Source organism: Bradyrhizobium sp. CSA207 (assembly GCF_029051685.1).
Classification (GTDB): Bacteria; Pseudomonadota; Alphaproteobacteria; order Rhizobiales; family Xanthobacteraceae; genus Bradyrhizobium.
Window position 1 is genome coordinate 21,200 of sequence record NZ_JAACFT010000038.1, and the last position, 13,487, is coordinate 34,686.

The 13,487-nt window shown below is 60.3% G+C and carries 15 protein-coding genes; 12 read left to right on the forward strand and 3 right to left on the reverse strand.

Annotation, left to right across the window (positions count from 1 at the left end):
• Positions 1-426 precede the first annotated feature (426 nt).
• Positions 427-1,722, forward strand: coding sequence for a C4-dicarboxylate transporter DctA (dctA, locus tag GWG65_RS32830; RefSeq protein ID WP_275199688.1), 1,296 nt, complete (start codon positions 427-429; stop codon positions 1,720-1,722).
• Between the two features lie 134 nt (positions 1,723-1,856).
• On the opposite strand, the gene GWG65_RS32835 is transcribed toward dctA, so the two are convergent.
• Positions 1,857-2,168, reverse strand: a complete 312-nt coding sequence (locus GWG65_RS32835; protein WP_275199641.1) for a hypothetical protein — start codon at positions 2,166-2,168, stop codon at positions 1,857-1,859.
• A gap of 226 nt (positions 2,169-2,394) precedes the next feature.
• Between GWG65_RS32835 and trbB the strand changes: the two genes are divergently transcribed.
• From trbB to GWG65_RS32890, 11 genes are read left to right on the forward strand one after another with little or no spacing between them, the layout of a single operon-like run.
• Positions 2,395-3,315 carry a P-type conjugative transfer ATPase TrbB gene (trbB, locus tag GWG65_RS32840; RefSeq protein ID WP_275199642.1) on the forward strand — a complete coding sequence of 307 codons (921 nt, stop codon included), beginning with the start codon at positions 2,395-2,397 and terminating at the stop codon, positions 3,313-3,315.
• Positions 3,312-3,638, forward strand: coding sequence for a TrbC/VirB2 family protein (locus GWG65_RS32845; RefSeq protein ID WP_275199643.1), 327 nt, complete (start codon positions 3,312-3,314; stop codon positions 3,636-3,638). The genes trbB and GWG65_RS32845 overlap by 4 nt, the downstream gene beginning before the upstream one ends.
• Positions 3,638-3,901 (forward strand): VirB3 family type IV secretion system protein, encoded by a 264-nt coding sequence (locus tag GWG65_RS32850; RefSeq protein ID WP_275199644.1) that lies wholly within the window; start codon positions 3,638-3,640, stop codon positions 3,899-3,901. The genes GWG65_RS32845 and GWG65_RS32850 overlap by 1 nt, the downstream gene beginning before the upstream one ends.
• A gap of 8 nt (positions 3,902-3,909) precedes the next feature.
• Positions 3,910-6,351 carry a conjugal transfer protein TrbE gene (gene trbE / locus GWG65_RS32855; protein WP_275199645.1) on the forward strand — a complete coding sequence of 814 codons (2,442 nt, stop codon included), beginning with the start codon at positions 3,910-3,912 and terminating at the stop codon, positions 6,349-6,351.
• Positions 6,348-7,082, forward strand: coding sequence for a P-type conjugative transfer protein TrbJ (gene trbJ / locus GWG65_RS32860; RefSeq protein ID WP_275199646.1), 735 nt, complete (start codon positions 6,348-6,350; stop codon positions 7,080-7,082). The genes trbE and trbJ overlap by 4 nt, the downstream gene beginning before the upstream one ends.
• Positions 7,083-7,120: 38 nt before the next feature.
• Complete coding sequence (gene trbK-alt, locus GWG65_RS32865) at positions 7,121-7,459, forward strand: putative entry exclusion protein TrbK-alt (RefSeq protein WP_275199647.1); 339 nt, start codon at positions 7,121-7,123, stop codon at positions 7,457-7,459.
• 3 nt (positions 7,460-7,462) lie between these two features.
• Positions 7,463-8,689 (forward strand): P-type conjugative transfer protein TrbL, encoded by a 1,227-nt coding sequence (gene trbL, locus GWG65_RS32870; RefSeq protein ID WP_275199648.1) that lies wholly within the window; start codon positions 7,463-7,465, stop codon positions 8,687-8,689.
• Between the two features lie 47 nt (positions 8,690-8,736).
• The gene (gene trbF / locus GWG65_RS32875; protein ID WP_275199649.1) at positions 8,737-9,417 is read left to right on the forward strand and encodes a conjugal transfer protein TrbF; all 681 of its coding nucleotides are present in this window, start codon (positions 8,737-8,739) and stop codon (positions 9,415-9,417) included.
• Positions 9,418-9,419: 2 nt separating this feature from the next.
• Positions 9,420-10,394, forward strand: a complete 975-nt coding sequence (trbG, locus tag GWG65_RS32880; RefSeq protein ID WP_275199650.1) for a P-type conjugative transfer protein TrbG — start codon at positions 9,420-9,422, stop codon at positions 10,392-10,394.
• Positions 10,391-11,596: a TrbI/VirB10 family protein gene (locus GWG65_RS32885; RefSeq protein WP_275199651.1), complete on the forward strand. Its 1,206-nt coding sequence runs from the start codon at positions 10,391-10,393 to the stop codon at positions 11,594-11,596. The genes trbG and GWG65_RS32885 overlap by 4 nt, the downstream gene beginning before the upstream one ends.
• Positions 11,597-11,601: 5 nt before the next feature.
• Positions 11,602-11,844, forward strand: coding sequence for a DUF2274 domain-containing protein (locus tag GWG65_RS32890; RefSeq protein WP_275199652.1), 243 nt, complete (start codon positions 11,602-11,604; stop codon positions 11,842-11,844).
• Here GWG65_RS32890 and GWG65_RS32895 read toward each other — a convergent pair.
• Both GWG65_RS32895 and GWG65_RS32900 read right to left on the reverse strand, forming a co-directional pair.
• Complete coding sequence (locus GWG65_RS32895; RefSeq protein ID WP_275199653.1) at positions 11,817-12,770, reverse strand: LysR family transcriptional regulator; 954 nt, start codon at positions 12,768-12,770, stop codon at positions 11,817-11,819. The genes GWG65_RS32890 and GWG65_RS32895 overlap by 28 nt on opposite strands.
• A 63-nt stretch (positions 12,771-12,833) precedes the next feature.
• Entirely contained in the window at positions 12,834-13,466 is a 633-nt protein-coding gene (locus tag GWG65_RS32900) for an acyl-homoserine-lactone synthase (protein ID WP_275199654.1), read from the reverse strand.
• Between the last annotated feature and the right edge of the window lie 21 nt (positions 13,467-13,487).

Genomic DNA, 13,487 nt, shown 5'->3' on the forward strand with positions numbered 1-13,487 from the left:
CGAGGCCGCACCATCACCAGATCTTTACGGTGGTGAATGTTTCTTCAAGATAGGTCGCGCTCGGGCGCGATAGCGGCGAGGTTGCCTGTCCAGGTGAAGAGTGGTCGCCGGCTGCTAAAGTTGGCGTCTTATAAGATGCTGGATGGCATCTTCGAACAACCAAAAAAGATAGAAATGGGTGGTGACGCTGATGCTTTCCAGCTCTCAAGGAAGCTTTCTCAAGTTTCTATCGCTGCTCTCAGAAGCGATTCAGAACTTCGTTTCGCGTCGACCACAAGCCGATTCGGGAGAGGCGCCAATCCGCGGCAATGGACGGGGCCATCTGGAGCGGTCAGAGTCCCCTGCGCCCCGCACCGAAGGAACACTGAGCGAAGCCGTACCTTCATTGTCACCCCTCTTTGATACCACGGCGCCGGGTCGAGCATGATGTACATTCACCGCCAGCGCCGCTCTGTCAAAGCCGCCGCCCTGTTCCAGCCATCTGGCCCCTGGTACAAAGTTCTTTACATCCAGGTACTCATCGCGATCCTGGTTGGCATTCTCGTTGGCTGGTTGTGGCCTGCTGTGGGGACGAGCAGCTGGGTCAAAGCGCTTGGTGACGGTTTCATCAAGCTGATCAAAATGGTAATTGCGCCGATCATCTTCTGCACTGTTGTGTCCGGAATTGCGCATGTTCAGGACGCACGAAAGGTCGGCCGAGTCGGCGTCAAGGCGCTGCTTTACTTCGAGATCGTGTCCACCTTCGCGCTCGTCCTGGGTCTCGCGATGGGCAATCTCGTTCAGGCCGGTCATGGGCTCGCTCCCAGGGCTGATGCCGCGGCGGTAGCCAACTACGTCAAAAGGGCGGAAGGGCAGAAGGCAGTCGATTTCCTCCTCAATATCATTCCTGATAGCGTGGTTGGCGCCCTGGCGCGAGGCGACGTGCTACAGGTGCTGCTGTTTGCCATCCTATTCGGGTTCTCGCTGATGGCGCTTGGCGAGCGGGGTGAGCGGATGCGCGGTCTGGTTGACGATGCTGCGCACGCGGTGTTTGGTGTCATTAGGATCGTGATGAAGGCCGCGCCGATCGGAGCGTTCGGCGCGATGGCCTACACCATCGGCGAATTCGGACCCTCCGCGCTCGGTAAACTCATCGGATTGATTGCGCTGTTCTATGTGACAGCCGGGCTCTTCGTGATCATTGTGCTTGGCCTGATCGCGCGCTTGGTCGGCTTTTCTATCTTCAAGTTCATCGCTTTTATCAAGGATGAGCTGCTGATCGTGCTCGGAACGTCGTCGTCCGAAAGCGCGCTGCCGCAGTTGATGGAAAAGCTCGAACGGCTGGGTTGTTCCAAGCCAGTCGTTGGCCTAGTGGTGCCGACCGGATACTCCTTCAATCTGGACGGCACCAACATTTACATGACGTTGGCGACGTTGTTCATCGCACAGGCGCTCGGGGTCGATCTCAACTTTGGCCAGCAGCTCACGATACTGGTTGTGGCGATGCTCACCTCGAAGGGCGCAAGCGGTGTTACCGGTGCCGGCTTCGTCACCCTGGCCGCAACGTTGACGGTGGTCAGTCCTGAGCTTGTCCCGGGCATTGCGATCGTATTCTCGATCGACAAGTTTATGAGCGAGGTGCGCGCGCTTACGAACATTATCGGGAACGGTATTGCCGCAGTATTTGTGTCCTGGTGGGAAGGCGAACTCGACCATGTCTCGCTACACGCGCAGCTCAAGTAGATGTGCGAGCTCAGCTCGGCCATGCGACGGTCAATACCGTCGCCAACAGAATGCCGCGGGCCAGCAAAAGTCGCGGTTCAATCCTGTTCGGGAGCGCCAGCTAAAGGCGTTGAGATTTCCAGAACTTGCGGAAATCACTCTTTGAACTCCTGCATTTTGCGTTGGCAATTTTCGTGCAGTAGTCGGCCGGCCTGATTTGGAAGAAATGGTCCTGCAGCGGGTGCGACACTCGGGGTGGTGTACCAGACCAGCCTTTCGACATTGGTGTTTGCGGCAGCCCGCCGGCTGGTGTGGTTCATTATTCCCGGCTGAGCTTCCTCAAAAATGCGGGATCTCAATCGTGCCCACGTGGGCGAGCGGCACTGGTTCAGGAGAAGCAACGGAGCCTGAGCAAACATCGCTACCGCGAGAGGCGTAGAAATAGTAAACGCCGGATCATTGGTCATTGCTGATTTCTCGCCTCGCCGTCGACGAGGCGTGGCGTCAAGCTAGCTCTTTCAAATGTTTCTTCTTCTACGCTAGGCTACGAACGGCATATTCCCTTTGTTGCGGTAATACAGGTCCTGCTTTTTATTTGCCTCCAGATGAGGGCGCCGAAGCGGCCTCAGCAGCTTGGGGCAAATCGTGCCGATCCATTCTTTTGATTCAGAAGCGAACTTGCGCGGAGCGCGTATGCTGCGTACCGCGCTGGGGCCCGCCATCGCTGGGTTTTTGGAAGAACCGGAAATCGTCGAGGTGATGCTCAATCCCGATGGCCGACTGTGGATCGACCGTCTGTCGAGCGGCCTTACGGATACTGGCAAGACTATATCCCCCTCTGATGGAGAGCGAATTATTCGCGTGGTGGCTCACTACGTTGGTGCCGAGGTTCACCCCGGGAGCCCACGGATTTCTGCCGAGCTGCCCGAGACGGGGGAGCGGTTCGAGGGGCTGCTGCCGCCGGTCGTTGCCGCGCCAACATTAGCGATCAGAAAGCCGGCGGTTGCCGTGTTCAGCCTCGAAGATTACGTCGCAGTCGGCATCATGACGCCGGATCAGGCCGGTGCATTGAGGGATGCAGTTCGCGCGCGCAAGAACATTCTGGTCGCCGGCGGCACCTCGACCGGCAAGACGACACTGACCAATGCCCTTCTCGCGGAGGTCGCTAAAACGACTGATCGGGTCGTTCTCATCGAAGATACGCGCGAGCTTCAGTGCTTGGCGCCAAACCTCGTGGCGCTCCGCACGAAGGACGGCTTGATCTCGCTTTCCGACCTGGTCCGCTCGTCGCTCCGTCTGCGCCCCGATCGAATTCCCATCGGTGAGGTGCGCGGAGCCGAAGCGCTCGATTTGCTCAAGGCTTGGGGCACAGGACATCCTGGTGGAATCGGCACGATCCATGCCGGAACGGCGCTTGGGGCGTTACGTCGGCTCGAGCAGCTCGTCCAGGAAGCTGTTGTCACAGTCCCGCGTCCGCTTATCGCCGAAACAATCAACGTGATCGCGGTGCTCAGCGGCCGCGGCGCCGAACGCCGCTTGGGCGAGCTCGCCCGCGTCACCGGCTTGGGAGCATCAGGTGATTACAGCCTTTCTGCAATTGGAGACCGCTCATGAGCAAGCCTTCATCTCTCCGCCGCGCCAGCATTCCGGCTACAGCAATTGTGAGCCTTTGGCTGGGCAGTATCCCGGCTTGGGCCGCTGGCTCAAATATGCCGTGGGAGCAGCCGCTCAATCAGATTTTACAATCGGTCGAGGGTCCCGTCGCCAAGATTATCGCGGTCATCATTATCATCGTGACCGGGCTCTCGCTCGCATTTGGCGACACATCTGGTGGCTTTCGTCGCCTGGTTCAGATCGTATTCGGTCTGTCCATCGCCTTTGCGGCATCGAGCTTCTTTCTGTCTTTCTTCTCCTTCGGCGGCGGCGTGGTGATCTGATGGAGGAGCCTATCGCAGGCTTTATCGCGCCCGTGCATCGTGCGCTCACCGAGCCGATCCTGATGGGCGGTGCGCCGCGCGCCGTGGCGATCGCCAACGGCACGTTAGCGGCTGCACTCGGTCTTGGGCTGCGCCTGTGGGTTGCCGGCCTTCTCCTCTGGTTCGTCGGCCACATGGCCGCCGTCTGGGCCGCAAAACGCGATCCCGATTTCGTGGAAGTCGTGCGCCGGCACGTCCGCATTCCAGGCCACCTCAGCTCCTAGAGTTGCATATGATGAATCTTGCCGAATATCGCCGTTCGAACACGCGTCTTGCCGACTTCCTGCCTTGGGCGGCCCTGGTCGATAGGGGCGTCATTCTCAACAAGGATGGCTCGTTTCAGCGTACGGCAAGGTTCCGTGGACCAGATCTCGATAGTGCCGTTCCGGCTGAACTCGTCGCCGTCGCTGGGCGGCTGAACAATGCGCTCCGACGGCTAGGTTCTGGCTGGGCAATTTTCGTCGAGGCTCAGCGTCATTCGGCCGGCGCTTACCCTGCGAGTACTTTTCCGGATGCGGCGTCAAGCCTGGTCGACGCGGAGCGGAAAGCGCAATTTGAAGAGACAGGCGCTCATTTCGAATCGAGCTATTACCTGACTTTCCTTTATTTGCCGCCAGCGGAGGGCGCCGCCATGGCTGAGCGGCTCCTGTACGAGGGCAGTCATCGCACGGGCGCCGCCGATGCACGAGAGGTGCTGGGCGGCTTCATCGACCGGACCAACCGCGTCTTGCAGCTTGTGGAAGGGTTTATGCCGGAATGCAGCTGGCTCGATGATGAGGCAACGCTGACCTACCTGCACTCGACGATTTCGACCAGGCGGCATCGGGTTCGCGTCCCTGAGATCCCCATGTATCTCGACGCGCTACTTGCCGATCAGCCGCTCACGGGTGGACTCGAGCCGATGCTGGGCGAGGCGCATTTGCGCGTTCTGACGGTGGTGGGCTTTCCGACCGCGACCACCCCCGGGATTCTCGACGACCTCAATCGGTTGCCCTTTCCATATCGCTGGTCGACCCGGGCCATCATGCTCGACAAGGCGGATGCTTTAAGGCTCCTGACCCGAATCCGACGGCAATGGTTCGCCAAGCGGAAGTCGATCGCCGCGATCCTAAAGGAGGTGATGACGAATGAGGCTTCAAGTCTTCTCGATAGTGATGCTCACAACAAGGCGATTGATGCAGATAGCGCGCTTCAGGAACTGGGCTCGGATCAGATCGGTGAGGCCTTTGTCACAGCGACAGTCACGGTCTGGGACAGGGATGGCGGCGCCGCCGACGAAAAACTGCGGCTCGTCGAGAAAGCGATCCAGGGGCGGGACTTCACCTGCATGGTGGAGACAGTTAATGCGGTGGAAGCCTGGCTCGGCAGCCTGCCGGGACAAACTTACGCCAACGTCCGTCAGCCGCCGCTTTCCACCTTGAACCTCGCCCATATGATCCCGCTTTCGGCCGTATGGGCCGGTGAGGTGAGGGACCACCACTTGAAGGCGCCGCCGCTATTCTTCGGCAAGACCGAGGGATCGACCCCATTCCGGTTTTCACTGCATGTTGGGGACGTCGGGCACACGCTGGTTGTCGGGCCGACGGGAGCCGGAAAGTCGGTTCTGCTCGCGCTCATGGCGCTGCAGTTCCGCCGCTATGACGAGGCGCAGATCTTTGCCTTCGATTTCGGCGGGTCGATCCGGGCAGCCAGCATCGCCATGGGAGGAGACTGGCATGATCTCGGCGGCGCGATTGGTAGCGAAACCAGTGAGTTTGTCGCTCTCCAGCCTCTTGCGCGCATCGATGATATCACAGAGCGCGCCTGGGCCTCCGAATGGATTGCCGCGATTCTCGCCCGTGAACGCATCGATGTCAGCCCCGAAACCAAGGATCACGTTTGGTCGGCCCTGGCGTCACTCGCCTCGGCTCCCCTTCAAGAGCGTACGCTCACGGGACTTTCCGTTCTTCTCCAATCCAATGCCTTGAAGCGCGCACTCCACCCTTACTGCTTAGGTGGGCCATATCAGCGGCTCTTGGATGGCGAAGGTGAGCAGCTTGGGGATTCATCCGTCCAGGTCTTCGAGACCGACGGATTGATCGGGACGCCCGTCGCCTCGGCAGCGCTCGCCTATCTGTTCCACAGGATTGAGGATCGTTTTGATGGCCGTCCAACGCTGCTTATCATCGATGAGGGCTGGCTCGCGCTCGACGATGCCGGGTTTTCGGGGAAGCTTCGCGAATGGCTCAAGACTCTGCGCAAGAAGAATGCCTCCGTCATTTTCGCGACCCAGTCGCTTGCGGACATCGATGGGTCGAAAATCGCGCCCGCGGTGATCGAGAGCTGTCCAACCCGAATTCTGCTCCCGAACGACCGCGCGATCGAGCCACAGATCACCGCGATTTATCGGCGCTTTGGACTGAACGACCGCCAGATCGAGATCCTCGCTCGCGCAACACCCAAACGGGATTACTACTGCCAGTCGCGCTGCGGTAATCGACTGTTCGAGCTCGGTCTTGGCGAAATCGCGCTCGCTTTTACGGCCGCGTCTTCCAAAGCCGACCAGGCGCTCATCGAGCGGGTGATAGCCGAGAAGGGAAGGGAGGAATTCGTCAGGGGGTGGCTGCAGGCGCGCGACCTTGGTTGGGCCTGCGATCTCATTCCGCGGCTTGCCGGGAACGGAGGCTCCTCATGAGGCGGCTCCGTTTCCTCCTGGCGGCGAGCTTGATCGCCATTGCTCTTTCGGGGGCGCCTCGGCAAGCCGCTGCGCAGTGGATCGTGTTCGATCCGAACAATTATGCGCAGAATGTGCTGACGGCCGCGCGCGAATTGCAGCAGATCAACAACCAGATCACGTCGCTCCAGAACCAGGCGCAGATGCTGATCAATCAGGCCAAGAACCTCGCGAGCCTGCCGTACTCATCATTGCAACAGCTCGAGCAATCGATCCAGCGCACCCAGCAGCTTCTCGCTCAGGCGCAGAGAATTGGCTACCAGGTCCAGCAAATCGACAGCGCATTCTCAACCACCTACGCCCCCTCATCGGCGAGCACGTCCGACCAGATACTGATCCGTAACGCCCAAGCGCGCTGGCAAAATTCGGTGGCGGGTCTCCAAGATGCCATGCGGGTCCAGGCCACCGTTGTCGGCAATCTCGACACCAACCGCACGCAATTGTCTGCGCTTGTGACCGCCAGCCAGGGGGCGACAGGCGCGTTGCAGGCAAGCCAGGCCGGCAATCAGCTGATCGCACTTCAGGCGCAGCAGCTTGCCGATCTGACGGCCGCCGTCGCAGCCCAAGGACGCTCGCAATCTCTTGAGGTGGCCCAACGTGCCGTGGCCCAGGATCAGGGCCGGGAGCAGCTCCGGCGCTTCCTTCACCAAGGCCAAGCCTATCAACCCACAACCGTGAAGATGTTCCACTAATGACCACTAGATTTGAACGGCTGCCTGCCGCGATCGCCTTGGCGCTCGCTGTCCTCGTCGTTGCCGCCTGCGCAATCCGGCTCCGTGACAACGAAACCGAATCAGCTCAGTCGCGTGCCGCGCTAAGCCACGCGGAAAATCCCGTGGCGGCCAAGCTCGAGCGGTGCCGCGACATCACCTACGAGCAGCGGGACGCGCTTCTTGAATGCCAGAAGATCTGGGCCGAGCAGCGCCGGCAATTCCTCAATCAAAAGGATAGGTTTTCGCAACGTTCGGACGGCGAGCCGGCAAGCGCTGGGCCATCATCACCCGTGCCGCCGAAGGACAACAGCCGCTTGCCTTCCGGCTACCCCACCGTTCCTGCCCAAAGTGAGTGACCGATGGCCAGCACCGGTGTCATCGACCAGTTCCTCGAGACTTTTACGCGATATATCGATTCCGGGTTTGGTCTCTTGGGCGGCGAAGTCGGATATCTCGCGACCACGCTTGCGGCGATCGACCTGACGCTTGCGGGCCTGTTCTGGTCGTTGGGGACCGAAGAGGACATTATTGCCCGTCTGGTCAAGAAAACCTTGTTTGTCGGCGTCTTTGCATACTTGATCGGCAATTGGAACAGCCTCGCGCGCATCGTCTTCGAAAGCTTTGCCTCTTTAGGCCTTAAGGCCTCAGGCACGAGTCTTTCATCAGCAGAGTTTTTAAGGCCAGGTCGCATTGCGCAAGTTGGGCTGGATGCCGGGCGGCCGATCCTGGACTCGATCTCCTCCCTGATGGGTTACGTCAGCTTCTTCGAAAACTTTGTCCAGATCGCGGTTCTGCTGTTCGCCTGGATTATCGTGCTGCTCGCCTTCTTCATTCTGGCAATCCAGCTCTTCGTCACTCTGATCGAGTTCAAGCTAACCACACTTGCAGGGTTTGTGCTGATCCCCTTCGGCCTGTTCGGAAAGACAGCCTTTGCGGCGGAGCGGGTCCTGGGAAACGTCATCTCTTCAGGCGTGAAGGTCTTGGTTCTGGCCGTGATCGTCGGCATTGGCTCGACCTTGTTCTCGCAGTTCACGGCCGGCTTTGGCGGCAACCAGCCCACAATCGAGAATGCGATGGCTTTGGTGTTGGGCGCTCTCACCTTGTTGGGCCTCGGCATCTTCGGGCCGGGTATCGCCAACGGCATCGTCTCCGGCGGGCCCCAGCTCGGTGCGGGCTCAGCCATTGGTGCTGGCCTTGCGGCCGGTGGTGTGGTGGCGGCCGGAGCCGGACTTGCCTCAGCCGGCGCTGCGTTGGCCGGCACTGCGGCGGTTGGTGCCGCCAACGGGGCGAGAGCTTTTGCGAGCGGCGCCTTTGGCGGAGCTGGACTGTCGGGTGCGACGGAGGCGGGTGCCTCGACTGCGGCAAGCCCATTGCGCTCCCTCGCCGCTCGTTTTGCCGGAGCTGGTGGTACGAGCGGTGGTCCTGGCAATAGCTCTTCTTCATCTGAAAGTCCACCTTCATGGGTTCGCCGCATGAAGCGCGCCCAGACGATCAGTCATGGAGCATCAGCTGCGACGCAGGCAGTTCGCTCAGGCGAGCACGGTGGCAGTGGTGGGTCGGTCGATCTCTCGCAAGAGGACCGCTGACGCGTCTTTCCGAAATCCCAATCTCATTCACGTGTTGAGGTTAAAACATGTTCAAACGATCGGCCGTCCACTATGGCCGCACGCCCGAGCCGGTCACGCCCTATCAGCGCGCCGCGCAAGTCTGGGATGACCGCATTGGCTCAGCGCGCGTCCAGGCCAGGAACTGGCGCCTCATGGCCTTTGCCTGTGTGTTTCTATCTGCCGGCTTTGCCGGCGCCCTGGTCTGGCAGTCCGCCCAGGGGACCGTCACGCCATGGGTCGTGGAAGTTGACCAGCTGGGTGAAGCGAAAACGGTTGCGCCCGCGAATGCCACCTATCAACCGAGCGATCCGCAAATCGCGTTTCACCTGGCCCGGTTCATCGAGCATGTACGCGGCCTGCCGCTGGACGCCATTGTGCTGCGCCAGGACTGGCTGCGCGCCTACGATTTTGTCACCGATCGCGGTGCTGCCGCGCTCAATGACTATGCCCGCACCAACAATCCTTTCGACAAGCTCGGGAAGATACAAGTGGCCATCGAGGTCTCAAGCGTCATCAGGGCCTCGCCCGAGAGTTTTCGCCTAGCCTGGATCGAGCGCCGCTATGACAATGGTCAGCTTGCCACAACTGAGCGGTGGAGCGCGATTCTCACCATCATCGTGGACGTGCCGCGTGACCTCGACCGCCTGCGGAAGAATCCCCTCGGCATCTATGTCAACGCAATCAATTGGTCGAAGGAGCTCGGCTAGCCATGCTGTCAGGTCTTGTACTTGTTATAGAGAGAGTCCGGCCAAGCCTGGGGCTCGCTCTTCTGATCTCTGTGTCCGCCCTCGGCGGCTGCACCGTCTTCAAGCCTCCGCAGATCAGCTATGACAGCGAGGTCCCGCCGCTACCAGATCTGTCGGCCCTTACCGACGATCGTCCGCGACCGCTGCATGTTCCGCCCTCCTGGCGGCCCGCGCGAGGCGGAAAAAATGCGGAGGCCAAGGAGCCCATCGCGCGGATCGAAACGGCAAACGATGCCGCACGGGTGCAGCCCCGCAAGGCCGGCTACTTCAATGCTGTGCAGGTGTTTTCCTTCAGTCCGGGCGCGCTTTACCAGATCTACGCCGCGCCAGGGCAGATCACTGATATTGCGCTGGAGCCCGGCGAGCAGCTGATTGGCTCGGGGCCAGTCGCCGCCGGAGATACCGTGCGCTGGGTGGTTGGCGACACCGAGAGCGGCAGCGGCGATACGCGCCGTGTGCATATCATGGTGAAGCCGACCCGCCCTGCGATCGAGACCAACCTCGTGATCAACACCGACAGGCGGACCTACCTGATCGAGCTTCGCTCCCGCGAGAAGCCCTATATGCCATCGGTGGCGTGGTTTTATCCCGAGGAGAGGGCTTCGCGTAGCAAAAATCTACCGCCCACTTCCATGATTCCGGATCTGACACAGCGCCGCTATCGTTACAGCATCGAAGGCGACAGTCCGCCGTGGCGTCCCGTCAATGTCTATGATGACGGCCGCAAGGTTTATATCGAATTCTCAGCCGGTATCGGTCAGGGCGAAATGCCGCCACTCTTCCTCATCGGGCCTGATGGCGACACCGAACTCGTGAATTATCGCGCTTTTGGAAACGTGCTTATCGTCGACCGTCTCTTCTCAGCCGCCGAACTGAGATTAGGCGGGGAACACCAGCAGAAGGTCCGGATTGTGCGAACCGACGGGAGATCCTCGTGACCGATACCGATCAGGGGAATGGACAAGGTGAGGATGCTGCTCGGCCCGCGACGTCGGAGGAGGTAGGTGAACCCCTGCGGCTCCGCGCCGCGCCGCCGCAGGTTGCGCGCCTGTCCCGCAAAGTGCTTGCAGGGGGCAGCGCTCTGGCGCTCGTTCTGATCTGCGGTGCCGCCTTATGGGCTCTGCAGGGCAAGAGATCGCAAGCGCCTGCTCCGGAAGAGCTTTACTCGACCGACCACCACAACGTCGCCGATGAGGTTACGACATTACCCAAAGACTATGCCGCGCTCCCCAAAGACGTGCCACGGCTTGGACCGCCTTTGCCGGGCGATCTTGGCCGGCCAATCGTTGCGGCCCAAGGCTCGTCCTCATCGAGTGCCCTTGGCATTGATGCCGAACAGCAGCGGGTCAATCAGGAATCGGAGGCGGCGCGCATCAGCAAGGTCTTTGCCAGCACCAGTGTCCGGCCCCCGGCAGCCGTGACGTCGCCGGGAGAGGCGCCTTCAACGGCGTCGAGCTCCTCCGATGAGGCCTTCGCCCAGAACGCGCAGGATCGAAAACTCGCCTTCGTCAATGGACCTGTCGATAAGCGCACAACGAGCTCCGACCGTTTGGCAAATCCGGCCTCGCCTTTTGTGGTTCAAGCTGGGACCGTTATTCCAGCTGCCCTCATCACGGGGATCCGCTCCGACCTGCCAGGCCAGGTCACGGCGCAAGTGACGGAAGCGGTGTACGATACTCCCACGGGGCGAGCTCGCCTTATCCCGCAAGGAGCAAGGCTCATCGGCACTTACGATAGCCAGATCGCATTCGGACAGTCGCGCGTGCTCCTGGTCTGGACGCGGCTCATCATGCCGAATGGACGATCGATCGTGCTGGAGCGTCAGCCCGGTGCCGATGCGGCGGGCTACTCCGGCCTTGAGGACCAGGTCGACAACCATTGGAAGGAACTGTTGGGAGCGGCTGCGCTCTCGACCCTGCTTGCTATGGGCACCGAGGTAAATTCTGGCGCGGATACCGGTAACACCAACAGCGACCTGGTCGCCGCGCTCCGTCGCGGGGCAGGCGATTCGATCAATCAGACAGGCCAGCAGGTGGTCCGTCGCAATCTCAATATCCAGCCGACGTTGACGATCCGTCCGGGATTTCCGGTGCGCGTGATTGTAAACCGCGACTTGGTGCTCGAGCCATATAGAGGATGAGGACCATGCCGAAATTGAAGCTCGGAGCAATCGAAGACGACAAGCCGGTTAAGGTCACGCACGAACTGCCGGCGAGCATCCACCGGGATCTCGTGGCCTACGCCGATATCCTCGCGAAAGAGACAGGACAACCGGTCGGGGATCCCGCCAAGCTTATCGCACCCATGTTGGAGCGGTTCATGGCCGCCGACAGGAACTTCCGGAAGGCTCGGCGGGCGCGTCAGCGTCCAACCGGAGGTGAGGGGTAGCGTTGGGAGAGGAACTTCAAGAAGGCGGTCAGGGCAGGATTTTCATTGTCGGCTCGCCAGTATGCCGAAAATTCGAAGCGGCTCGGACCGGCGTCGTCGCGCAGCTCGCGGTAGACGAGGCCGGAATAGTTGATGCCCATCTCGGATTCTAGCACCAGGCTGATTCCCGTGTTCATGCTGATGAGGCTCTTGATCATGCCGCGGCTGACGTCATGGCGCTCGATTTTAGGACGATCCTCAGGCGACACGAGTTTGGAAATCAACAGGTCTTCGAACTCGTTTCCGGCATCGTCATGGCTCAGCAGCACCGTCTCTCCGCGTAGGTCGGTCCAGTAGACAATGTCGCGCGCGGCGAGGTTATGATCATGAGGTAAGGCGACAAGAACACGCTCGCTCCATAACGATATTGCTTTGTTGTCGAGTAACGGCAGGTTCCCTGTGACGATCAGGACGTCGAGAACGCCGTTGCGAAGTGCCGCTGCCAGGCGAGTCCGTGATCGTTCGACTGTCACCACCTCGATCTGCGGGACGGCCTGTTTGAACTCGAGCAGTGAGGCTTGCAGACTGCCTGGCGAAAGCGCAGTGCAGAAGCCGACACTCAGCCGGCCGGTTTCGCTGTTTTGAATGGATCTTGCTGTTGCGATGAGTGCGTCGAATTCTTCCAGTATAGTCCGCGCCAGCCGAAGAACGTCGCAGCCGGCCCGCGTTGGGCGAACTCCTCCGCTATAACGCTCAAAAAGAGCTATACCCAGGTGGTGTTCTATCTCGCCAATTCTCCGGCTGATGCTAGACTGTTGCGAGCTCAGTAACTCCGCGGCTGCACGAAAGCTGCCGCAATCGGCCGCAGTAACGGCCGATCTCAGATGTTTCAGTTCAAGCGCTTTGCCGGCCTGGAGAGAAGGTCTTGATCGAAAGAGATTGTGCATCTTTAAGGCTCACCGGAGATCCCGATAGGGAGCGATGCCGCAACTGGTCTTGCTTTGAAAATCCTACGCGGCCGCTCGGATGACCGGAGCCCAGAGCACCGGACCCGCGATGCGCCCCATCTTGCGGATCCGCTCCAAGGCACCGGTCGATACCTCGAGGAATCCGGCTATCGCTATGGTGTTTCCGACAGGACGAGCTTTTCCGATCGGGCGGAGGGGCCAGCCCGCGCGCCGAAGAATGCGCTCCATCCGCGCGTCGGTGACAGTGACGATTTCGGTCAATTCAATAGAAAGGCCGAACTCAATCATGCCCGAAAACAGCTCGTAAGTGGCGGCAGCGAGTCCGCCACTCGCTTTCGGCGCATCCGGAGGAACATCGAGCGCAAAACGGCTGCTCTCCCATATCTGACAACTTCGGGGCGCCGGCTGCCCGTCGAGAAGAATTGGAAAGGTGTCTCTCAGCATGGTTGAGCCGGTCGATGGTAGAAGCCGGACGCAACCCTGAATACGTCCGGCAAGAGAGCGGCTCAGTAGATGCACCGGTCGAAGGACATCAAACTCGTCGATCTCCATGTCGCCGCTGATCTCGACGCTCCACTCCAGCCGCTGTTTGAATACGCGACAGCGCAGTCGGTGCATCTCGGCGAGATCGTGAACGAACTGGCCGTAGTGCTCCGGCGTGATAAGCTGCATCATCCTTGGCTCCCTGCTTTGTTT

Coding starts and splice junctions, on each gene's coding strand:
- dctA (WP_275199688.1), top strand. CDS start 427: ATGTACATTCACCGCCAGCGCCGCTCTGTCAAAGCCGCCGCCCTGTTC.
- GWG65_RS32835 (WP_275199641.1), bottom strand. CDS start 2,168: ATGACCAATGATCCGGCGTTTACTATTTCTACGCCTCTCGCGGTAGCG.
- trbB (WP_275199642.1), top strand. CDS start 2,395: ATGCTGCGTACCGCGCTGGGGCCCGCCATCGCTGGGTTTTTGGAAGAA.
- GWG65_RS32845 (WP_275199643.1), top strand. CDS start 3,312: ATGAGCAAGCCTTCATCTCTCCGCCGCGCCAGCATTCCGGCTACAGCA.
- GWG65_RS32850 (WP_275199644.1), top strand. CDS start 3,638: ATGGAGGAGCCTATCGCAGGCTTTATCGCGCCCGTGCATCGTGCGCTC.
- trbE (WP_275199645.1), top strand. CDS start 3,910: ATGATGAATCTTGCCGAATATCGCCGTTCGAACACGCGTCTTGCCGAC.
- trbJ (WP_275199646.1), top strand. CDS start 6,348: ATGAGGCGGCTCCGTTTCCTCCTGGCGGCGAGCTTGATCGCCATTGCT.
- trbL (WP_275199648.1), top strand. CDS start 7,463: ATGGCCAGCACCGGTGTCATCGACCAGTTCCTCGAGACTTTTACGCGA.
- trbF (WP_275199649.1), top strand. CDS start 8,737: ATGTTCAAACGATCGGCCGTCCACTATGGCCGCACGCCCGAGCCGGTC.
- trbG (WP_275199650.1), top strand. CDS start 9,420: ATGCTGTCAGGTCTTGTACTTGTTATAGAGAGAGTCCGGCCAAGCCTG.
- GWG65_RS32890 (WP_275199652.1), top strand. CDS start 11,602: ATGCCGAAATTGAAGCTCGGAGCAATCGAAGACGACAAGCCGGTTAAG.
- GWG65_RS32895 (WP_275199653.1), bottom strand. CDS start 12,770: ATGCACAATCTCTTTCGATCAAGACCTTCTCTCCAGGCCGGCAAAGCG.
- GWG65_RS32900 (WP_275199654.1), bottom strand. CDS start 13,466: ATGATGCAGCTTATCACGCCGGAGCACTACGGCCAGTTCGTTCACGAT.